Annotated in this window: 21 protein-coding genes; all 21 read left to right on the top strand. The window is 34.6% G+C overall.

Translation table 11 applies throughout. The features are described from left to right. Positions 1-28: 28 nt before the first annotated feature. Positions 29-1801 (top strand): polysaccharide biosynthesis protein, encoded by a 1773-nt coding sequence (locus ACWI_RS06265; RefSeq protein ID WP_084633533.1) that lies wholly within the window; start codon positions 29-31, stop codon positions 1799-1801. A 13-nt stretch (positions 1802-1814) separates the two neighbouring features. Continuing rightward, entirely contained in the window at positions 1815-2621 is an 807-nt protein-coding gene (locus ACWI_RS06270; RefSeq protein ID WP_070370573.1) for a tyrosine-protein phosphatase, read from the top strand. A 31-nt stretch (positions 2622-2652) separates the two neighbouring features. Further along, entirely contained in the window at positions 2653-3285 is a 633-nt protein-coding gene (locus ACWI_RS06275) for a sugar transferase (protein ID WP_070370574.1), read from the top strand. 396 nt (positions 3286-3681) lie between these two features. Next, entirely contained in the window at positions 3682-4137 is a 456-nt protein-coding gene (locus ACWI_RS06280; protein ID WP_070370575.1) for a prepilin-type N-terminal cleavage/methylation domain-containing protein, read from the top strand. A 362-nt stretch (positions 4138-4499) separates the two neighbouring features. Beyond that, entirely contained in the window at positions 4500-5138 is a 639-nt protein-coding gene (locus ACWI_RS06285; RefSeq protein WP_070370576.1) for a sugar transferase, read from the top strand. Positions 5139-5193: 55 nt separating this feature from the next. Beyond that, a complete protein-coding gene (locus tag ACWI_RS06290; RefSeq protein ID WP_070370577.1) occupies positions 5194-5997 on the top strand; it encodes an NAD-dependent epimerase/dehydratase family protein in 804 nt (267 codons plus the stop codon). Between the two features lie 24 nt (positions 5998-6021). Then, complete coding sequence (locus ACWI_RS06295) at positions 6022-7251, top strand: glycosyltransferase family 4 protein (RefSeq protein WP_070370578.1); 1230 nt, start codon at positions 6022-6024, stop codon at positions 7249-7251. Positions 7252-7267: 16 nt separating this feature from the next. Next, positions 7268-8290, top strand: coding sequence for a nucleoside-diphosphate sugar epimerase/dehydratase (locus ACWI_RS06300; RefSeq protein ID WP_070370579.1), 1023 nt, complete (start codon positions 7268-7270; stop codon positions 8288-8290). Beyond that, complete coding sequence (locus tag ACWI_RS06305; RefSeq protein WP_070370580.1) at positions 8290-9144, top strand: SDR family oxidoreductase; 855 nt, start codon at positions 8290-8292, stop codon at positions 9142-9144. Before ACWI_RS06300 ends, ACWI_RS06305 begins: the two co-directional genes overlap by 1 nt. 13 nt (positions 9145-9157) lie before the next feature. Continuing rightward, on the top strand, positions 9158-10285 hold the full coding sequence (gene wecB / locus ACWI_RS06310; protein WP_070370581.1) for a non-hydrolyzing UDP-N-acetylglucosamine 2-epimerase: 1128 nt from the start codon (positions 9158-9160) through the stop codon (positions 10283-10285). Positions 10286-10288: 3 nt separating this feature from the next. Next, positions 10289-11401, top strand: coding sequence for a glycosyltransferase family protein (locus ACWI_RS06315; RefSeq protein ID WP_070370582.1), 1113 nt, complete (start codon positions 10289-10291; stop codon positions 11399-11401). 27 nt (positions 11402-11428) lie between these two features. Next, positions 11429-12667, top strand: coding sequence for a glycosyltransferase (locus ACWI_RS06320; protein WP_084633535.1), 1239 nt, complete (start codon positions 11429-11431; stop codon positions 12665-12667). Positions 12668-12671: 4 nt separating this feature from the next. Continuing rightward, the gene (gene wzy / locus ACWI_RS06325; protein WP_070370584.1) at positions 12672-14090 is read left to right on the top strand and encodes an O-antigen polysaccharide polymerase Wzy; all 1419 of its coding nucleotides are present in this window, start codon (positions 12672-12674) and stop codon (positions 14088-14090) included. A 45-nt stretch (positions 14091-14135) separates the two neighbouring features. Beyond that, a complete protein-coding gene (wecB, locus tag ACWI_RS06330; protein ID WP_070370585.1) occupies positions 14136-15233 on the top strand; it encodes a non-hydrolyzing UDP-N-acetylglucosamine 2-epimerase in 1098 nt (365 codons plus the stop codon). Positions 15234-15252: 19 nt separating this feature from the next. Next, positions 15253-16293, top strand: coding sequence for a glycosyltransferase family 2 protein (locus tag ACWI_RS06335; RefSeq protein ID WP_070370586.1), 1041 nt, complete (start codon positions 15253-15255; stop codon positions 16291-16293). Beyond that, entirely contained in the window at positions 16283-17278 is a 996-nt protein-coding gene (locus ACWI_RS06340; protein ID WP_070370587.1) for a glycosyltransferase family 2 protein, read from the top strand. The genes ACWI_RS06335 and ACWI_RS06340 overlap by 11 nt, the downstream gene beginning before the upstream one ends. Before the next feature lie 9 nt (positions 17279-17287). Then, on the top strand, positions 17288-18376 hold the full coding sequence (locus ACWI_RS06345) for a polysaccharide pyruvyl transferase family protein (RefSeq protein ID WP_070370588.1): 1089 nt from the start codon (positions 17288-17290) through the stop codon (positions 18374-18376). Beyond that, positions 18363-19907 carry an oligosaccharide flippase family protein gene (locus tag ACWI_RS06350; protein WP_070370589.1) on the top strand — a complete coding sequence of 515 codons (1545 nt, stop codon included), beginning with the start codon at positions 18363-18365 and terminating at the stop codon, positions 19905-19907. Before ACWI_RS06345 ends, ACWI_RS06350 begins: the two co-directional genes overlap by 14 nt. After that, positions 19894-20985, top strand: coding sequence for a radical SAM protein (locus ACWI_RS06355; protein WP_070370590.1), 1092 nt, complete (start codon positions 19894-19896; stop codon positions 20983-20985). The genes ACWI_RS06350 and ACWI_RS06355 overlap by 14 nt, the downstream gene beginning before the upstream one ends. Before the next feature lie 459 nt (positions 20986-21444). Further along, on the top strand, positions 21445-21750 hold the full coding sequence (locus ACWI_RS06365; protein ID WP_139142328.1) for a hypothetical protein: 306 nt from the start codon (positions 21445-21447) through the stop codon (positions 21748-21750). A gap of 76 nt (positions 21751-21826) precedes the next feature. Then, positions 21827-22819 carry a UDP-glucose 4-epimerase GalE gene (gene galE / locus ACWI_RS06370; RefSeq protein WP_070370593.1) on the top strand — a complete coding sequence of 331 codons (993 nt, stop codon included), beginning with the start codon at positions 21827-21829 and terminating at the stop codon, positions 22817-22819. The last annotated feature ends 376 nt before the right edge of the window (positions 22820-23195 follow it).

A 23195-nucleotide genomic window follows, 5' to 3' on the forward strand; every position in this document is an offset into this window, starting at 1 on the left:
TATCATCCCCCTAGGTGTATTCTGGAACATGAGCACATTTTTAATCGGCGGGATTCTGGTTAAACTTATTTTTTATCTGGTGTCAGGCATGTACAATACCCTTTGGCGCTACGCCAGCATTGAAGAGTTGCTGCAAATTGTCATTGTTACCTTTGTCGCCAATGCCATCACCGATATCGGCTTCAAACTAATCGGGGCCAGCTTACCGGCATCGGTGCTGGTGCTCAATCTGATGTTTGATCTAATCTTTGTCGGGATGATCCGGGTAACCTATCGACTGGCCCGGCGGATTAAAATAAAACAAATCAGCTCCGAAGCAAAGAGCGAAGAGCGGGTGCTGATTTTTGGAGCCGGTCAGGCTGGGATTGCAATGGTCAAAGACCTGATGATTAATTCTAAAACTAAGCGTTACAACATTGTCGGGTTTTTAGATGATGACCCTCATAAAGAGAATAAAAAAGTCAAAGGCATTCCGATTCTGGGCAACCGCTATGCTTTCAAAGAAGTGGCCAAAGCCTATGATGTTTCCCAGATTATCATTGCCTGTCCGGCGGTTCACAGCAAAACCATCAAAGAGGTGGCTGAGCTGGCCAACGAAACCCAGGTACCGGTTAAAATCTTGCCCAGCCTGGACGAAATCCTCAATTACAACGTCAGCGTCAGCCGTCTGAGAGATCTGCAAATTGAAGATCTGCTCAACCGGGATGAGGTGGAGCTTAATAAAGATCAGATTTCCAGCTTTATCCGTGGCAAACGGGTGATGGTTACCGGCGGCGGCGGCTCCATCGGTTCAGAACTGTGCCGCCAGATTATCCGCTATTGTCCCAGCCAGATGATCATTGTGGATATTTACGAAAACTCCCTTTACCATCTGGAACTGGAACTCAATAACTTTCTGGAGAACAACACCTGTATTGGCACCACCATCGATCTGGAAATTGCCTCGATCCGGGATAAAAAGCGGATTAACGATGTCTTTGAGAGCTATCGGCCCCAGGTGGTGTTTCACGCCGCGGCACATAAGCATGTGCCGCTGATGGAAAAAACCCCCAAGGAAGCGGTCAAAAACAATATCTTTGGCACGAAGAACCTGCTGGATGCCGCCGTTAAATATCAGGTTGAGAAATTCGTCCAGATCTCCACCGATAAGGCCGTAAAACCCACCAACGTGATGGGAGCCACCAAACGAGTCTGCGAAATGCTGATCCAAACCTATAATAAAACCAACCAAACCGAATTTGCCGCCGTCCGCTTTGGCAATGTGCTGGGCAGCAACGGCAGCGTGATTCCGGTTTTCAAAGACCAGATCGCCGCCGGGGGACCGGTCACCGTTACCCATAAAGACATCACCCGCTTTTTTATGACCATCCCCGAAGCCACCCAGCTGGTGCTGGAGGCTGGCAGTATCGCCAAAGGCGGCGAGATCTTCGTGCTGAATATGGGCGAACCGGTAAAAATTATTGATCTGGCTGAAAAGATGATCCGGCTGTCCGGGCTTGAACCCTATCATGATATCCCGATTGTATTTTCCGGGCTGCGCCCTGGTGAAAAGCTTTACGAAGAGTTATCCTATAATTTAACAAACTTTGATTCCACTAAACATGAAGATATTTTTGTGGAAAACATCTGGCCCTTTGATAAAGACTGGATCGATCAGGAGTTGGGGCGGCTTAAACATTATGCCGAAACCGGCAGTGATGAAGACGTGATTCAGCAGCTTAAATCCCTGGTGCCAGACTACTTGCCAAACCGAAATAGTCCGGTTACAATAGAAAAGGTAATCGAACTAGAAAAAGTCTAAGAAGGGATTTGTGATGATCGATATACACGCACACTTATTGCCAGGAGTGGATGATGGGGCAGTGACCCTTTCAGAAAGCCTGGCAATGATACGACGGGCAAAAGAACAGGGCTTTCGGGGGATTGTCTTAACCCCTCATTTTTATCCGGATGCGGATATGGCATCAAGTCTGGCTGAAAACCAGAAGATCCTGACCGCATTAAAACAGGCCGTCCGGGAATTGGGTGTTGAGATCTATCTTTTTTTAGGCAACGAGGTTTTTTATTCCCAGGAAACCCTGGCGCAGCTGGAAAAAGGCGAGTATACCACATTGAATAGCAGCCGTTATCTGCTGGTGGAAACCATGCGGCATTCACTGGATTGCTACAGCTTTACGGTTTTTCTTAATCAATTGCGAGCCCGGGGCTACACTCCTATTCTGGCACACCCGGAACGGTATGAGTTTATTCAGAAAGATCCCAATATTCTGGTGCGGCTGATCCTGGATGGCAATTTGGCCCAGCTCAATCTGCTCAGTTTGATTGGCCATTACGGCAGCACGGCTCAGGCCACCGCCGAAATCCTACTGACCCACAACATGGTTCACTTTATGGCCAGTGATGCCCATGCCCCCAAAGCCTATGACCGCTTTGGTGCGGCCCTGGAAGCGGCTAAAAAACTGGTTAGCGAAAAGCGGGTGGCAAAACTCTTAGAAGAAAACCCCCAACGGGTGCTGGTTAATGAAAAAATAGAAACCATGGAACCCTGCTATTATGAAGAAGCCCCAAAGCGCAAAAAGAGCCTGCTGGGAATCTGGAAAAAGCAGGTGCAGATTGGGTAGCTTTTGTTTGATGAGATGAGGAGTAACAATTATGGTTTATAGGGCAATTAAACGAAGTGTGGATATCATTCTTTCCCTGTTGGGGCTGATCCTTTTGAGCCCGCTTTTTTTGATCTTGATTATTGCCATCAAGCTGGATTCACCGGGCCCGGTACTGTTTAAGCAAAAGCGGGTGGGTATTCATAAAAGCCATTTTAATATCTTAAAATTCCGGACCATGTATGCCGACACCCCCAAGGATGTGGCCACCCATCTGCTGGCCAACCCGGATCAGTACATTACTAAAATGGGTAAGTTCCTCAGAAAAACCAGCCTGGATGAGCTGCCCCAGATTATTAATATCTTAAAAGGCGAAATGAGCATCGTCGGACCACGGCCAGCGCTGTGGAACCAGTATGACCTTATTGCCGAACGGGACAAATATGGTGCCAATGAGGTGCCGGTTGGTTTGACGGGGTGGGCTCAAATTAATGGCCGGGATGAATTGCCAATTGAAGTGAAAGCTATGCTTGATGGGGAGTATGTGGAGCGGCGCGGGTTGTGGTTTGATGTGAAGTGCGTATTTTGTACAGTTGAGTGCGTTTGTAAGCGTGATGGGGTTGTGGAAGGTGGGACAGGTACCTTGATCCGCCAGGAAGTGTCGAGTGTGAAGGAACAGGGCTAATAAAGGCGGAGCTGTTTGCAGCAATAGATGGGTTGACAATAAAGGATGGAATGGTCAAATTGCATGAGGGGATTTGTGGTGAAAGATGAGTTTAGCAACCAGGAAGCGACAGATGATTTGAAATGCGATTAAGAGATGGGTTTTAAGAGTGCGTCTTTTAGTGGCATTTTTTGTGCGCTTTGGGAAAGATAAACAGTTTAAAAACGATAGATTGGAATATATTATTGAATGAAGGGTTTTGCGGGATTTAGAGTTAGCATGATAGTGGATAGTATTATTAAGATGAATTGAAATGCGATTAAAAGATGGTTTGTTATCATTAAGTACATCTTTTAATGGCATTTTTGTATTTTAAAGAATTGTTGCAATGGAATGTCTTTTAAAATGAGATATAAAGTGATAGGAAACAAAGAGTGTAGTAAATTGTTTTTGAAAATTAACACAAATAATAAAAGAAAACAAAAGGTGTCGTTTGAAGCAGGTAGATTTGAGGGCATAGTCAAAGAAGAAAATTTTGGTTTTACACTTATTGAATTAGTTTCAGTTATTGCGATCATCAGTGTTTTAATTGGAATTGCTATTCCAACATATTGTGGGTTTATGCAAGTGGCAGAAAGTAGGCTTTGTGAAGTAAATCGAAGCGTGATTGAACGTTTATACACTGCATATCTTTTGGAAAATGAGCATGCAGATAGACTGTTTAATCAATTCTTTATCGAAAATTTTGATGAGATTTGTCCGGCTGATGGTGCGATAGGCTATGTTGATGGTAAAGTAAAGTGTAGTGTGCATATTGATAAAAATGAAAGCGCTGACGATGAGCAGGCTGGAGGGGAAGTGCCTTGGCTTTGATATCTCAAAAATAAAAATGTAAATGGTCTATAAAATAATAACACCAGAATAATCATGGGTTGCAGAAATTGGAAATCTATAGTTGTCATCTGAGAAAGCCTAAGTTACTTTTTTGGTTGTTTATTACGACGTGAGTATGGTGAAAGGATAAAGAGGATGTAGATCAGTAATATCAAGGGTTTCAGCATAACTACAAAATGTACTAATGTTACAGAATGGTTACACGTCTAAGCATCCAATCACGAGGTGGAATCATGCAAGATATAGTGCTGAATTAAGCACCACATACTACATATAGACAAATAAATAATGGTGTTCTACACACCACCAATATACATTTACATAGAGCAGGAGGAACTATCATGGTTTACTTAAAAATCAAAAGATTAATAGATATTATACTTTCATCATTAGGACTTATCATATTATCTCCTGTTTTTTTAGTACTGATTATAGCTATCAAGGTTGACTCCCCTGGACCTGTTCTCTTTAAACAGAAAAGAGTAGGGATCCATAAGAGTCATTTTCATATATTGAAGTTTAGAACTATGAGAATTGATACGCCGAAGGACACGCCAACACATCTGTTAGAAAATCCGGATCAATGGATTACTAAGGTAGGAAAGTTCCTAAGACGGACAAGCTTAGATGAGCTACCACAAATCATTAATATCTTCAAAGGTGAGATGAGTATCATCGGTCCAAGACCAGCGCTTTGGAATCAGTATGACCTGATTGAAGAAAGAGATAAGTACGGTGCTAACGATGTGCCTGTTGGTCTTACTGGCTGGGCGCAGATTAATGGTAGAGATGAACTTGAGATTGATGTTAAGGCGAGACTTGATGGAGAGTACGCTGAGAAGATTGGTTTTTTGATGGATGTCAGATGCTTCTTTGGGACGATATTTAGTGTTCTTAGAAGTGATGGTGATGTTGAAGGTGGGACTGGAACTAGGTCTAAAACCGAGACAAATAACAAGACTGAGAAATCAAAAATCTGAGACTCCTGATATGAGCAGCATATCAAATAACAGTCCACTTGATTGAGGTGACAAAATGAAAAATATCAAAAATATATTAATCACTGGAAAGAACAGTTACATAGGTACATCTCTTGAGAATTGGCTCATGAGAGAACCTGATAAATATAAAGTAGATACGGTTGACATGAAAGATGGATCATGGAAAGAGAAGGACTTTTCTCAGTATGATGTTGTGTTTCATGTGGCCGCTGTCGTGCACCAAAAAGAACAAACTGAAATGAAAGAGCTCTACTTTAAAGTGAATAGAGATTTACCTGTAGAGGTGGCTAAGAAAGCAAAAGAAGCAGGCGTCTCACAATTCATCTTTATGAGCACTATGGCTGTTTATGGGGAAGAAGGTAAACTCGGACAAGAAGTAGTTATTAACCGTAATACACCGGTTAATCCAAAGACTTTCTATGGTGTAAGTAAGGTTGAAGCTGAGACAGAGTTAGGTAAATTAAATGATGATGGTTTTAGAGTTGTTGTGTTAAGACCACCAATGGTCTACGGGCCAAATTGTCCAGGTAATTATGCCAGATTGGAAAAGCTGGCTGTTAAATCACCAATATTCCCTTTAATAGATAATAAGCGAAGCATGCTTCATATAGACAAGCTTTGTCAGTTTGTGAAGGAATACATTGATGAAGAAGCTCAAGGGTTGTATTTTCCACAAGATAATGAATATGTAAATACAAGCCTAATGGTTAAAGAACTGGCTGAGAAGAATGGCAAGTCAATTCATTTATCTAAAGCTGTTGGGATTGCTATAAAGCTAATCGGTAAAAGGGTTAATTTGATAAATAAGGTTTTTGGCAATTTGGTTTATGAAAAATAGTTGAGAAATTGAGGGTGTAAATGTATGGAGAAGAATGTACTTCTGTTATGTCAATATTTTTATCCAGAACATGTATCTTCGGCAATCTTACCTGCTCAACTAGCAGAAGATTTAGCTGAAAGTGGCCATGATGTTAGTGTTATTTGTGGATGGCCACAAGAATATCATGATGGAAATTCAGTTACTCAGAGAGAGACATACAAAGGAATTAATATATATAGATTGAAGTATGGCAACTTTAATAACAAAAGTAAGTTTGGTAGAATGATTAACTTCTTTTCTTTTTTTATGTCTGCCCTAATGAAGCTACCTAAAATTATGAAATATCAAGTTGTTATGGTATATTCCAATCCACCGATTCTTCCAATTATCGGCTATTGGGCAAAGAAACTGGCTAAAGTTAAGTTGGTTTTTGTGGGTTTTGATTTATATCCGGATAACGCAATAGCAATAAATGCGATAAGTGCTGATGGTGCAATCAGTAAGATGATGAAATACATCAATAAGAGAGTCTACTTAAATGCTGATCGTGTTATTGCAATTAGTAGCGATATGAAGAATTATATGTTGGAAGCCCATAAAGAATTAGATGAAGAAAGAACAATAGTAATTCCTAATTGGTACACTGGAGAAATTGAGCATTCTGGAATTATCAAAAATGATGAATTCAAGAAATTGCGAGAAACGTATCAACTAATTGTTCTTTATACAGGCAACATGGGGGAGGCACAAGAGCTTGATACTATAATAGATTCAATCATCAATATGAATAAATCTAGTAAGTATGAAAATGTTCTATTTGTTTTCACTGGACATGGCAGTAAAAAAGACAAAGTTGAGCAGAAATTAATGAATGCGGGAGTTGGTAATACAAAATTTTATGGCTTCCTTAAAGGTCAAGATTATAAAGATATAATGAATATTTCTGATGTGTGCTTGGTTAGCTTGAAAAAGGGAATTGAGGGACTGGGTGTTCCTAGTAAAACATATGGATACTTAGCATATGGAAAACCGGTGATATCAATAATGTCAGATGAAACAGAGTTAGCAAAAAATATTACGGCTTATAAGGCAGGTTTTAATGTTATTCAAAATGATGTAGATGGATTTATTACTTCAATAGAGAGCTTTTTAGCAAATGAAAACTTAGTAAAAGATTACGCAAAGAACTCATATAGACTTCATAACGATCTTTATAAAAAAAGCATCTCGCTAGAGAAATATAGCCGTATGGTTGATGAAATAATCAAATAGATAAAGGAGAACAGAAATGTTTAAAAATAAAACCCTTCTAATCACAGGTGGAACAGGCTCTTTTGGAAATGCTGTTATGAAGAGATTCTTACATACAGATGTAAAAGAAATCCGTATTTTTTCTCGTGATGAAAAGAAACAGGATGACATGAGAAAACAATACAAAAACGATAAATTGAAATTCTATATAGGGGACGTAAGAGACTTGGCTAGTGTTAAAAATGCGATGCATGGAGTAGATTATATATTTCATGCAGCCGCACTTAAGCAAGTACCATCATGTGAGTTCTTTCCTCTTGAAGCAGTCAAGACAAACGTAATGGGAACAGACAATGTTCTAACGGGAGCAATTGAGATGGGCATTAATAAGGTTATCTGTTTATCTACGGATAAAGCGGCATACCCTATCAATGCAATGGGCATCTCAAAAGCCATGATGGAGAAGGTATTTGTAGCTAAAGCAAAGACTGTTGATCCTGACAGAACACTTATTTGTGGTACTAGATATGGTAATGTGATGGCTTCAAGAGGGTCAGTAATTCCACTTTTTATAGATCAGATTAAGAATGGACAACCTTTGACTGTTACAGATCCTAATATGACAAGATTCTTGATGAGTTTAGAAGAAGCTGTTGAACTTGTTGTATTTGCATTTGAGAATGCTGAAGCAGGGGATATTATGGTACAAAAAGCTCCTGCATCAACAATTGGCGATTTAGCGCAAGCTGTTAAAGAACTATTTAACGCTGAAAATGAGATTAAAATCATTGGTACTCGCCACGGAGAAAAGTTGTACGAAACGCTTTTAACTAAGGAAGAACATGTAGGTGCACAAGACATGGGCGGGTTCTATAGGGTTCCTGCAGATAAACGAGATCTTAACTATGATAAATATTTTATTGAAGGAAATGAAGAGCTTCAACAAGTAGAAGATTACAATTCTCATAATACAGAGAGACTCAATGTTGAGCAGATTAAAGAGAAGTTACTAGAACTTGATTATATCCAGGAAGAATTAAAAAACTGGGAGGGAAGATAATGAAGGTCCTAACCCTTGGTGGAACAGGCATGGCGGGGCATACCATTTCAATATATTTTAAAGAAGCTGGTCATGATGTAACTGCTTTTAGTAGAAGCAAAGTGGATTATTGCAAGAATGTAAATGGTGATATCACTGATTTTGAGAATCTAAAGAAGATTATCAATGAAGGTCAATATGACGCAATTATAAATGCCATAGGAATATTAAATCAAGATGCAGAAGATCATAAATCAAATGCAGTCTTATTGAATAGTTACTTACCGCATTTTCTAAGCGATACGACAAAAGAAATGAAGACGAGAGTTGTTCATATGAGTACGGACTGTGTTTTTTCTGGAAAGACTGGTGGTTACTCAGAGACTTCATTCAGAGATGGAGAAACTTTCTATGATAGATCAAAAGCGTTGGGTGAACTAGAAAATAGTAAGGATTTAACTTTTAGAAATTCAATTATTGGTCCTGACATGAGCGAAAGAGGAATAGGTCTTTTCAATTGGTTCATGAAGCAAGAAGGTCAGATTAATGGGTTCACCAAAGCCATATGGACAGGCGTAACAACATTGACATTAGCAAAAGCAATGGAACAGGCCCTAAAAGAAAATCTAACAGGACTTTATAATCTGGTTAATAATGAAAGTATAAGTAAGTATGAGTTATTAAAGCTATTCAATAAGTATATGAAAGACGAACAGATTGAGATTGTACCTAGTGATAATCTTTCACTAGATAAATCTTTAATTAACAATCGAACAGATTTTTCATTTAAAGTACCTAGTTATGAAGCTATGGTAGCTGAGATGAAAGAATGGATAGATAATCATAAAGATCTCTATCCACATTATTTCAAGTAGGGGGCAAGTTTAAATGAAGAAATTAAAATTAATGACAATCGTGGGTACTCGCCCTGAAATCATAAAACTCTCTGAAGTGATTAAGAAAAGCGATAAGTACTTTGAGCATATATTGGTTCATACAGGTCAGAATTATGACTATGAACTGAACCAAGTGTTTTTTGAAAATCTAGGAATAAGAGAGCCCAATTTTTATCTTAATGTTGTAGGTGATAATTTAGGCCAAACCATGGGGAATGTATTAGCTAAATCTTATGAAATAATGGTGCAAGAGCAACCAGATGCTTTACTTGTTCTAGGTGATACCAATTCATGCCTAAGTGTAATTTCTGCCAAGAGACTTAAGATTCCAATTTTCCATATGGAAGCAGGGAATCGATGTTTTGATGAAAACCTTCCAGAAGAGATTAACAGGAGGATTGTTGATCATACAAGTGATGTAAATCTTTGTTATACAGAACACGCAAGGAATTACCTTAATTGGGAAGGTGTTCCAAAAGAACGGACTTATGTTGTTGGTTCGCCAATGGCTGAGGTGTTAAAAGTAAACAAAGAGAAAATCGACGACAGTAAGGTACTCGAGTCATTAGGATTAGAAAAAGGTAAGTATATTCTATTATCAGCTCATCGCGAAGAAAACATCGATAACGAAGATAATTTCATGGCCTTAATGAATGCTGTCAATGCCATGGCTGAAAAATATGATTTTTCGGTTATCTACAGCACTCATCCAAGAAGTAAGAAGTTCATTGAGCAAAGAGGATTTAAATTCCACTCAAATGTAAGAAGTTTGCAGCCATTTGGATTTGCTGACTATAATCATCTTCAACAGAATTCGTTTTGTGTAGTGTCAGATAGTGGGACTATTGCAGAAGAGGCTTCTTATTTTAGGTTTCCTGCAGTTTCTGTGAGAACTAGTACAGAGAGACCAGAAGCCTTAGATAAGGGTAATATGGTCATTGGTAGCATAACAACTGAACAAGTACTACAAGCTGTAGATATGGCTGTAGAGATGAATGCTCAAGGAGATACAGGAGTAGATGTGCCAAATTATGTAGATGAGAACGTGAGCACAAAGGTTGTTAAGTTAATTCAAAGCTATACGGGGATTGTAAATAAGATGGTGTGGAGGAAAAACTAAAATATGAAGATAGATGATAACTTGAGTATATCAAAACAAAAGATTGCATTAGTGCTACCGAGTAATATCAGATATGCTCCTTTTTATCGGAAGTATGAAGATATTCTAGTTAAAAACGATATTCCATTCGACCTTATATATTGGAATAGAGAAAATATAATTGAAGATATTTCGGGAACATTGCATTCTTATAGTTTGAAAGATCGTGTTAATTCTAAAAATTACCTAAAAATTATTAAGTACTTTGGATTTGCAAGATATGTAAAAAAGAAGTTAGAAAGAGAAAAATATAATAAAGTTATTTTCCTTGGATCCAATGCTGGTACTGTAGCCCTATTATCTTCTCACCTAGCAAAAAAGTTCAAGGATCAGTATTGGTTAGATATTAGAGACTATACCTATGAGTACTTTGGCATCTACTACAAATATATGGAAACAGCTATAAAGAACTCATTTGCGACAGCTATTTCTTCAGAAGGATATAAAATTTTCTTGCCAAAACATGATTACATTAATGTTCATAATATTGATATTAATAGTATTGAAGCTTCGTTAGAAAAAAGGTCAACTATTATTGATGAAATAACATTACCTATTAGAATCAGCTTTATTGGTTTAGTAAGGTATTATGAGGAAAATAAAAGATTGATTAAAGCTCTTGGTAATGATTCTCGATTTTTGATTCAATACTTTGGACAAAACTCGGATGTCTTAAAAAAATATTGCGAAGAAAATAATATTAGAAATGTTAATTTTGTTGGAAGATTTGAACCGTGTGAGACAGCGGAGTTTTATTCAAAAACAGATATAATTAATAACATTTATGGAAACAATGGTTTAGCTGTAACGACAGCCTTATCAAATAAATTATATTTTGCCGCTGCTCTTAATATTCCTATCCTGGTCTCTCCAAATACTTATATGGATGAAATAACTAAGCAGTATAGTTTTGGATATTCTGTAGATTTTGATGCTAATAACTTAGCTGATGAATTATTCCTCTGGTATGAGCGTTACAGAAATAATAACAAGAATCAGAATAAATTATTATGGTCTAAAGCAATAGAGGAGAATAAAGAATTTGAGAGTAAGTTTATGGAGTTTATAAGCTTTTGAATACATTGGCAGAGAGAATTGGTGATTATGATGAAATTTTTAATTGTAACTCAAGATATGAATATAGGAGGGATTCAGAAATCACTTTTAAATTTACTTAATAGAATTAGTGAGGAAAATCATAATATTCAATTACGGTTATTTAATAAACAAGGTGATTATTTGGGATTTTTACCTAGCAATGTGAAAGTAGACGATTGTGGTTATTTTATAAGTGCAATATCGGATTCAAAGAGGGATTTGTTGAAGAATAGAAATTATATAAAGTTAATAGTCAAAATAATCTTAATGGGTTTTGCAAAGGTTACTTCACCAAATTTTATATACAAGATGTTATTTAAATTAGATAAAGACAAAACTGAATATGATGTAGCTATTTCTTTTTCTCAAGATAATTATACAGCAGTGTTTTCAAAAGGTTGTAATCAGTACGTAACGGATTATGTTACAAGTAATATTAAAGCAGCATTTATTCATTCGGATATAATTAATGAATCAGCAGATATCGAAGATATGAGGAAGAAATATAGATTGATGGATGCTGTGATAAATGTATCAAACTCAGGTAAAAAGACTTTTGACGAAATCTTTCCTGAATATAAATCAAAATCATTTGTTATGAAAAATTTATTCAATGAATCAGAAATAACAAAAATGGCTAATCAGTCTTATGGAATAACTAATCCTGAAAAATCACTAAAATTGGTGACTGTTTCAAGACTTAGTTATTTAAAGGGTACAGATAGAATTTTAAAACTAGCTAATAAACTAAAAGAGATAGGGTTTCATGATTACGTTTGGCATGTAGTGGGAGAAGGTACAGGAGAATACGAATCATCTAGATTAAGACAATGGGCAAAAGAAAATAATATTGATGACAAATTGATTTTCGTTGGCAACAATCCTAATCCATATCCATATATTAAGAATTCGGATGTATTTGTTTTTCCAACAAGAACAGAAGCTTTTCCAATGGTAACTATAGAGTCTCTTATACTAAATACACCGGTTGTTGCATGTAGATACTCATCAGTAGATGAACAAATAACAAATAACTACAACGGATTGGTAATTGAAAATAATGATGACGCTTTTCAACAAGGTTTAATAAGTTTAATGTCTGATGGATTTAGAAAAATTCATGACTGGACTGAAAGCCTAAATTCCTATAGTTATGAAAATGAAAAGAATTACTCTGAGTTTAACAGAATTATTGGAGAATTGGAAGAAAAATGCCGTGCTCATGATAGGGTAGATAGGAAGTGACAATTTGAAAACTGATAAATTACGGTATTACAGTGTGGTAATCTTATATTTCTTTATGTTAGTAATTTTCTTGATGATATCATATGGTTCTGACTTATCAATAAAACGATTGACTTATATAGCAATTTTTCAGTTAGTATTAAGTTTAACCATCTTAACTAAGCGGGGCTATGGTCTTTTTTCATTACCATCATTATTTTTGATCGTAAGTTTTATATTCCACTTAAGCCATTTGATATTAATTTTAATCGATACCCCTGTTATTAAGTGGTATGATTTGAGAGGCTTCACAAGTACAGAAACATATATAAAATCGATTGTCTTTACAATTAAAGTACAAGCGTTTGTTCTATTAGGAATATTGTTAGCAAAAAAGAAATCAAAACGGAATGAATTCAACAATATGATTTCTCAAGAGAAAGAAAGTATTGATAAGCGAATTATTTATAAAGTAGGTCTCATCTTGATTATGATTGGTATTATACCCAGGCTCTATGTGGACATTAATAGATTTCTTCTATTTCTTAGTGGAAATTATTTGGCAACCTACAATTTGAGCTTATCAGGCGTTATTGTAGTTATATCTGGAATGGTAGATACAGGGATAATTTTGGTGTTGATTGGGAAAAAAGGAAATCCGGTTTTCTGTAAACGGGTATTCATATTTTCTTTGATATATTTAACTTTATTCATGTTCAGTGGTCATAGAGCTAGTTCGATAATAACAATTATTACTTTAGCATACGTATATTTTGATATTATCAAATCATTGAATAAGAAATCAGTATTATTTTGGGGATTTATATCCTACTTGTTTGTATTTCTTATAGGATTAATTGCTGATATTAGAATGTTAGGTGATTTTAGTATTAAAACAATTGCTGAGCATGCAGCAAAATTAATCATATCATCTCCTTTGCTAGAAATATTAGGTGAATTTGGAACGAGTTTGAAATCTGTTATATATAGTATAATGACATTTCCTGAAATAAGTAGCCATTCTTATGGTACTAATTATTTAAAAGGTCTTTTACTTGTATTCCCAAATATTGGCGGATTCCTATCATCAATAATAAGTGAAATAACTTATGTATTTCACTTTCAGAATTATGCAGCAATGGGCGGTTCATATATAGGTGAATTATATTATGCTGCTGGTGATTTGGGGATGCTCTTTGCTGTGTTAGTAGGTTTAATTCTTGGACATGTTAGCAATAGACTACTATATGCAAAAAACATAAAGAATTGGATGGTGTATGCTCTATATATTGTTGTTTTTCCCAATATACTCTGGTGGAGTAGAGATTTCTTCTACACTATGATAAGAGAAATTGTATGGACAATAACTCTTATGTTGGTGTTGTTTACATTTTTTAAAAGTCGTTCAAAGTATAAATCTAAAACAAATATTTCTGTGTCTTAAAACTAATAAATTATTTGAAATACAAATTTTGAAAGAGTGATTTTTATGAAAAGAAAAATAATGGTTGTCTTTGGTACTAGACCGGAAGCGATAAAGATGTGTCCGTTAGTTAAAGAACTGAAGACAAGAGAAAAAATGAATACAATTGTTTGTGTAACTGGTCAGCATAGAGAAATGTTAGATCAGGTACTTACGGCTTTTGATGTAGTTCCTGACTATGATTTATCTATCATGAAGGCGAAACAGACTTTGTTTGATGTTACAATTAATATTCTTGAGAAGATGAAAGCAGTTATTGAAGAGGTTATGCCGGATGTTGTTCTAGTTCATGGAGATACATCAACTACTTTCGTCACAGCCTTGGCCTGCTTTTATTTACAGATTCCTGTGGGACATGTAGAAGCGGGTTTGAGAACTTATGATATACACTCTCCTTATCCTGAAGAATTTAATAGACAAGCTGTTGGTATTGTATCAAATTTCAACTTTGCACCAACTGAAATGTCAAAAAAAAATTTATTGAAAGAAGGCAAGGATCCCTCAACAATCTATGTGACTGGCAACACAGCTATTGATGCTCTTCGGACTACGGTTCGAGCCGATTATAATCATGAACACTTAGAATGGGCTGCAGATAGTCGATTAATCATGATAACTGCTCATAGAAGAGAAAATCTTGGAGAACCAATGAGAAATATGTTCAGAGCTATCAAACGAATTGTTGATGAAAACCCCGATATAAAGGCGATTTATCCGGTTCATATGAATCCTATTGTTAGAGAAGCTGCTCAAGAGATACTTGGAGATACAGATAGAATTCGAATTATTGAACCGCTTGAAGTATTAGATTTTCATAACTTCTTATCTAGATCTCACTTAATTTTAACCGATAGTGGTGGAATTCAAGAAGAGGCACCAAGTCTTGGGAAGCCAGTTCTTGTGATGCGAGACACCACAGAAAGGCCTGAAGGTATTGCAGCTGGAACTCTTAAATTAGTAGGAACTAATGAAGAGGTAATTTATATGACTTTTAAGCAACTTTTAGAAGACAAGAATGAATACGAAAAGATGAGCAAAGCAAGCAATCCTTATGGAGATGGTTTTGCGTGTAAAAGAATAGTTGATATTTTGAGTAACTTATAAGAAAGGGGGGCTGATAGGTGTGGAACGAGATCTTGTATCAATAATTATTCCAGTATACAATACGGAGAAATACCTAAAAAGGTGCATAGATAGTGCACGTAATCAAACTTATAGAAAGATTGAGATTATTTTGATAAATGACGGTTCTACTGATAAGAGTAAGGATATTTGTGATGACTATTGTTCTAAGGATAAACGAATTAAGGTTGTTCATAATAAAAACAGTGGGGTTTCGTCAACAAGAAACTGCGGACTAAGTCTTGCAAATGGTGAATTTGTTCAATTTGCAGATTCTGATGATTATTTGGACATTCATTATACAGAAAACATGTTACGGAAGATGAAGTTAAATAGTGATCTTGTCATTTCAGGTTATAATATAGTGAAGAGCAGTGGAGGGCAAACCGCTATAACAAAAAACAATCCCAGTATAAAAGGGGATATTTCAAAAAAAGAATTTAAAGAAAATTTTGGATTGTTCTTTTCAGAGTCTTTAATTAATTCTGTGTGTAATAAAATATATAGAAATGAAATAATCCGAAAACAGAATATTGTGTTTAGAGAAGAAATTAATATGGGTGAAGACCTATTGTTCAACTTAGAGTATTTTAAGCACTGTGATAAGATTAATATTCTAGACGAATCTCTATATAATTACACTGACTTTGTCAGTGATTCGCTAACTCAGTCGTATAAATATAATTATTATAACGTTCAGAAATTATTATATAATGACATTCGTAAGTTTTTGAAAGAGGATAATTATTATACTGGTCATAATATTAAATTCGTTGAAAATGTTTATATAGAAAATATTATTAATTGCATAGATAATTTATTTCATACGAATAGCCTTTTGGGTAAGAGAGATATCTTAAATGAGATGTTAGAGATTGTAAATGACACTTATTTGAGCGCTTATCAAGCTACACAATATAACGGAAGTTTTCGAAATAGAATCGTAGTTATCTTAGCTAAAAATAAGAAAATTGAACTATTATTTAGATATTTTCAAATTAAAAGCTATTTGAAAAAATTGAGGATAAAAAATGTTAGGTAACGATATGTGTGATTTAATCAGTGTAATTGTGCCAGTATACAAAGTAGAGAAGTACTTGGAAAGATGTGTAGACTCAATTTTAAAACAGACCTACATTAATATCGAGGTAATTTTAGTAGACGATGGATCACCTGATTTGAGTGGAGATATATGCGATCAATATAAAATGAAAGATTCCAGAATAAAAGTAATTCATAAAGAAAATGGCGGATTGTCAGATGCAAGGAATGTAGGCATCGAAATGGCATCTGGTAAGTACCTAACTTTTATTGATAGTGATGACTGGATAGACATACATTACATCTATAAATTGTACACGCTTTTAAAAAGTACAAATTCTGAGATAGCTGTATGTGATTTCTTACGCACTTCAAACGAAAAAAATCAGTTTGACAATACAGATATTGAGATTCGCGAATTTTCAAATATTGAAGCGTTAGAACAATTGAATGGAGAATTGAATGTACAAATGGTTATAGCTTGTGCAAAATTATACAATAGTGCTTTGTTTCAAAAAATCAGGTTTCCTATTGGTAAGTTACATGAAGATGAGTTTACAACATATAGACTGATATACAATTCACCTAAAACGGTATTAACTACAGAGCGACTTTATTATTATTGGCAAAGAGATGACAGTATAACAGGCACAAAATTTAATTTGAGAAGTAAACTTGATGCAATTGAAGCCATTGAAGAACGAGCACTATTTTTTGAAAGAATAGGACAACCGGAATTAAAAGCTAAAACCATAAAAGATTTATTCTATGTGTATAAAAATACAAACGACAGTGTCAAAGGTCTAGAAAAAAATGAGCAAACTGAGCTGTTTAGAGAAAAGAAAAGAATACTCAAGTTTAGATTGAGAGAAACAAATCAAAAAATATGTTTTCGCATATTATACGAACTATATTTTATCTCTCCAAAAGCTACAGCTTATATTCTTGATAAACTCAATAAATTTAAACACTTACTTCGAAAATAGGAGGGCAAAATGTTGATTAAAATTAAGAAAATACTCAAGCCGTTATTGAAGCCTAGTATTAATAGATTACAGAAATTGCAATTTGAGTTTTTTTTCAAAAATACTACCAAAGAAATTAGACGTAAACATGGTTACTGTCTAATTCTAATGGCTACACCCTGCCATGGTAATCTAGGAGATCATGCAATTGTACAAGCTCAATATAATTTGTTAAGCGATGTAGGATTAAGAGATTTGATAATAGAAATAAATAATTCCAATTATGAAAAGTACAAGGATATAATTAGAAAATATACGAGCTCAGACGATATAATTATTATAGATGGCGGGGGAAATTTGGGTACATTATGGCCTCATGAGGATGATAAGATTAGTGAGATTATTAATCTTTTTAGATTTAATAAGACAGTTGTTTTTCCTCAAACTTGTTATTATTCAAATGATTCTGATGGGGAAAAAAGACTTCAAAAAAATAAAACTATATATTCAGAACATGCAAACTTGACAATTTGTTTAAGAGATAAGCAATCATTTGATTTTGCTCAGAGAAACTTTTCTTCGACAAAATTTATATTCGTTCCTGATATTGTTTTATATATTGATAAGGTAGGTAGGGGCAGTGTCAGAGATGGTGTCTTATTGTGTTTTAGAAAAGATTTGGAAAAGGTAGCTGCTGATGAAAATATTAATAGAATAAAGGATTTTATTAGAAATCACAATATAAAGTATGATGAAACTGATACTGTAATTAATAAAAATGTTAGCAAAAGAACTAGAGATGAAGAACTAAGAAAAAAATGGGATCAATTTTCAAAATCTGGATTAGTTATCACAGATAGATTGCATGGGATGATTTTTGCAGCTATTACAGGTACACCATGTATAGCAATAGATAACAAAAGTAAAAAAGTAAGTGGAGTTTATGAGTGGATATCAAAATTAAAGAATATTAAAGTGTGTGATGATATGTCTAAAATTGATAATACAATATTGGATTTGTATAAAAGTAATTTTGAGTATGACAAGTCATTCTTAAATGATCATTTTGCTGAAATTTGTTCAGTATTCACATCGGTAAACAATAATGAAAATAGTTAGTGAGAATAAAAAAACAGCAATTAATTTAATAAGTAGTATAATTACAATGGTGATAAGTATTGCAATCAACTTTTTTTTATCTCCTTATATAGTAAGTCAATTAGGAACTGAAGCAAATGGGTTCACCCAATTAGCCAATAACTTTGTTATGTATGCCACCCTTATTACTGTCGCATTAAATTCTATGGCAGGAAGGTTTATAGCAATCGAATATCACAGAGGAAAACCCAAAGAAGCAAAAGCATATTATTCTTCTGTTATTGTTGGCAATATATTAATACTCGCTTTGTTAATTTTACCATCTGTTGTTATAATAACCAATTTGGATAAAATAATTAATATCAGCGTGGAACATATCTATGACGTAAAGATGTTATTTGCATTCGTATTTTTAAATTTCTATGTAAGTCAAGTAACGGGAATATTAGCAATAAACATGTATGTTGCTAATAAACTTTTCATTACGAACCTAATTAATCTTGTAAGAACAATATTTAATGGATTGTTATTAATTTGTATTTTTAGCTTTTTCAAACCTTTCATGTATTATGTAAGTTTAATAGCATTTTTACTAACTCTTGCTACTGTGCCTTTTCTTTTGTTCTATAAGAAAAAGAATTTGTCTGATTTAGTATTTGATCCACATTTATTTAGGGTTAAGTATTTGATTGACTTAGTAACGTCAGGAATGTGGAATACTGTCAATCAAGGTGGAAATATTTTGATGACAGGTCTTGATTTGTTGTTGGCTAATATATTTATTAATCCTGTGCAAATGGGATTATTGGCAATAGCTAAAATTATTCCAAACACAATACTACAAATTGCATCAACAATAAATACTAGTTTTTCTCCAAATTTGACTATGTCTTATGCAAAAAACGATACTACTTTGTTCGTAAAGCAAGTACGAGCTAGCATGAAAATATCAAGTATTTTAATAACGTTACCTACCATTATTTTTTTAGTATACGGACATAAATTCTATTCACTATGGATGCCAACGCTAAATTCAAAGACATTGACTATGTTATCTTTTTTAACAATAATGGCATTTATACCTTTGGCTGGTACTCAGGTTCTATATAATATATTTACAACTACAAATAAGCTTAAGCTCAACTCAATAACTTTTCTAATTTCAGGTGTCTTAAATCTTATTTCTGTTGTATGGCTGTTAAAATTTACAAATCTGGGTGTATTTGCTGTCGCAGGCGTAAGTTCAACTATCACTTTACTCAGGAATCTACTTTTTGTAATTCCATATACTGCTAAAATAGTTGGGTTGAAATGGTACGAATTTTACAAAGATGTCGGGATTTCGTTATTCTCATCTGCTATTATTGGTAGTATTTCCTTTTTAATAAAAGTTCTATTACCTAAAGATTCCTGGTTATCATTATTTGTAGCAATATCTGCATCGATTCTTACATGCTTCATTGTAAGTATTTATATTGTGTTAAATAGAATAGAAAGAGAAAAAATCTTATCAATGCTGTTAAGAAAAGAGGTGCACAATGGACAAAATTAAAAGAATAATCTTATTCCCAATCCCAATGTCAATTTGTAATTTTAGATGTCATTATTGTTATTTATCTCAGCGTGAAGAAAATTTTCAAAATGAGCAACCAACTTTCAAGTATTCTCCTGAACATGTTGCTAAGGCTTTATCACCTGAGAGGTTGGGTGGGTTAGCATTTATGAACTTTTGTGCGGATGGGGAGACATTACTCACAAAAGATCTAGATAAGTATATTTTTGAGTTAGTTAAAATAGGGCATTATGCTGAAATTGTCACTAATTTAACCGTAACTCCAATAATAGACGAAATATTATCATGGGATAAAGAGATATTAAAAAGAATTGAGTTTAAATGCTCATTCCATTATTTAGAATTGAAAAAGAAAGGCTTATTAGATAAGTTTGCCGCTAATGTAAAAAAAATTTGGGAAGCAGGTGCGTCTGCTAATATTGAAATAACACCAAGTGATGAATTGATTCCATTAATTGATGAAGTTAAGGAGTTTTCACTGCAAAATTTCGGAGCTTTACCTCATATAACTATCGCTAGAAATGATGATTCAAAAGATATTGATTATCTTACGAACTTACCAATGAATGAATATGACAAAGCTTGGTCACAATTTGAATCAGATTTTTGGAAGTTTAAAAAATCTCTATTTAAAGTAAAAAGAGAAGAGTTTTGCTATGCGGGGGATTGGATGCTTGTTGTTGATATATCTACAGGTGTAGCTTCCCAGTGTTATAGCAGTAGGTATAGTTTTAATATATTTGAGTCAGTAACAAAGCCAATACCGTTTAGAGCAATAGGTAAATGTAATTTACCACATTGTTATAATGGACATGCTTATCTAACATTAGGTTGCATACCAAATTTTACTGATATTAAATATGGGGATATTAGGAATAGGCTTAAGGCGGATGGAAGCTCATGGTTACAGCCTGAGTTATGCAGTTTTTTCAATACAACTTTATGCGAAAACAATGAAGAATATTCGAATTCAAAAAAAATGCTAACAAAATTACGAAACAATACTGAGATAATTCGAAAAATACCTAGAAAGCTAGTAAGAAAAATAAAAAAATAGAATTAATATAAACCGGTGTGATTAAATGAGACTAATAAAACTGGTTATTACATTTTTGTTATATATACATGTCACAAGTTTTTTAATAGGGTGTACGAACACCGACACTGACAATAAGACTGACAACAATACTCCTGTATTATTGTCAGAAGTACCAATACCTGATATTGAATTAGGGGAACCAGGAAAAGGCTTCACGTGTACAGGTCTAACACATTCCCGGAAATGTCTGATATCCAAGGTGTTACAGTCGATATAAGTAATGATACCCTTTGGTTTTGCTCTTTTGCTGAAAATAAAATAAGGAATATATCTAAAGAAGGAGCTGACCTTTCCAGTATTGAAATTAACAAACCTACTGGAATAGCTTATGACAACAGAAAAGACACATGATGGATACTTACAAATCAAGAACTAATAAACATCAATAAAGATGGTAGTATTATTGAATCAATATATGTGGAGATTGAAGGCCAAGATCAATTGTTCTTGGATGAAGGCAGTAATGCTATATACTTCACAGCAGGTATAAATTATCGAGGTGATAATTTTGTATATAAGATTGATTTATTAACAAAAGAAATAAATTTAGCCTATACTTTGAAAGATTCATTTGCTGTTGAAGGAATTTATATTGAAAATGAAACAATGTATATTTTTAATGATGGTTACTATCATTATGGGAAAGTTGATGTAAATCAAATGAATAAGTATGATATCAATAAGCTGGTGACATACAAAGAGTATAAAAATTCAAAAGATTAAAATTATAGATCAGATATAGGAAAGTACAAATATAAGAAAATATTAATTGAATTATGAATTGAGGTGACCACAACCAATGAACATATTAGTAACCGGAGGCTTAGGCTTTATCGGCAGCCATACAACCATAGAACTAATTAAAAATAACCATACAGTGATCATTGCCGATAATCTTATAAACTCTAAGATTGAAGTGCTGGACAAGCTATCTACCATAACTGGCATCAAGCCTAATTTCTATCAGATCGATGTGACGGATGAAGCAAAGGTAGAGGAAATCTTTAATAATCATAACATCGATGGTGTGATTCACTTCGCTGGTCTTAAGGCAGTAGGAGAGTCTGTATCTAAGCCAATTGAATATTATTACAATAATCTTGTCTCTACAATGGTGCTTAGCAAGATGTGTGTGAAATATGGAGTAAACAAGTTCGTCTTTAGCTCATCTGCAACAGTGTATGGTGATCAGCCATCACCACTGAAAGAAGAAATGGAACTTAAGAAGACAACCAATCCATACGGTGAAACTAAGGCTATGAGTGAAAGAATTTTGACGGATACAGCTCATGCTAATAAAAACTTTGCTGTAAGTCTATTGAGATATTTCAATCCAGTAGGTGCTCATGAAAGTGGATTGATTGGAGAAGATCCTAATGGTATTCCAAACAATCTCATGCCTTTTGTGACTAAGGTTGCAAAGGGTCAACTAGAGAAGTTAAGTGTATTCGGAAATGACTATAATACAGTTGATGGAACCGGTATTCGTGACTATATCCATGTAGTTGATTTAGCAAAAGGCCATGTGAAGGCCATTGAGAATCTTAAAAATGGTGTTAATATCTATAACCTGGGAACCGGCAGAGGAACTTCTGTTTTAGAACTTGTGAATACCTTCATGAAGGTTAATGATATAAAAGTTCCGTATGAAATCGTAGGAAGACGTCCGGGCGATATTGCGACCTGCTTCGCTGATGCCTGCAAAGCTGAGAAGGAACTAGACTGGAAGGCTGAACTTGGGATTGATGAAATGGTCAGAGATGCCTGGAAGTATGAGCAGAATAATAGATAATTCGGTTAGAAGAAGTTGATCTCCAACTCCTCAACTATCCCCCAAACTCCCCAAGAAACTTTTCATCCACATAAGTAAATTTTGGGAATCTTATATGAGGCGTTAGAAGTAATAAGGGTTACATCAACTAAAGCTTAGATTTGAGAGGTGCCGGACATCTTGACAAGTGGACAAGTTGATTAGGGTGATGGAGAGATGAGCAGCTATACAGAATAAACAGATAGGCAAATTGGCTGGTACAACTATCCTTGTTTATTGTAAAATAAAAATGTAGAAAGTTGCAAAGTAAAAATCCATAGTATTGCAAGTTGGAAAATGCACAATATTGCAAAAATCCATTGCGGGCAAAACTCAAGTCAATTATCCTTGTATCTGA

The organism is Acetobacterium wieringae (genome assembly GCF_001766835.1).
In the GTDB taxonomy this organism is placed as follows: Bacteria; Bacillota; Clostridia; order Eubacteriales; family Eubacteriaceae; genus Acetobacterium; species Acetobacterium wieringae.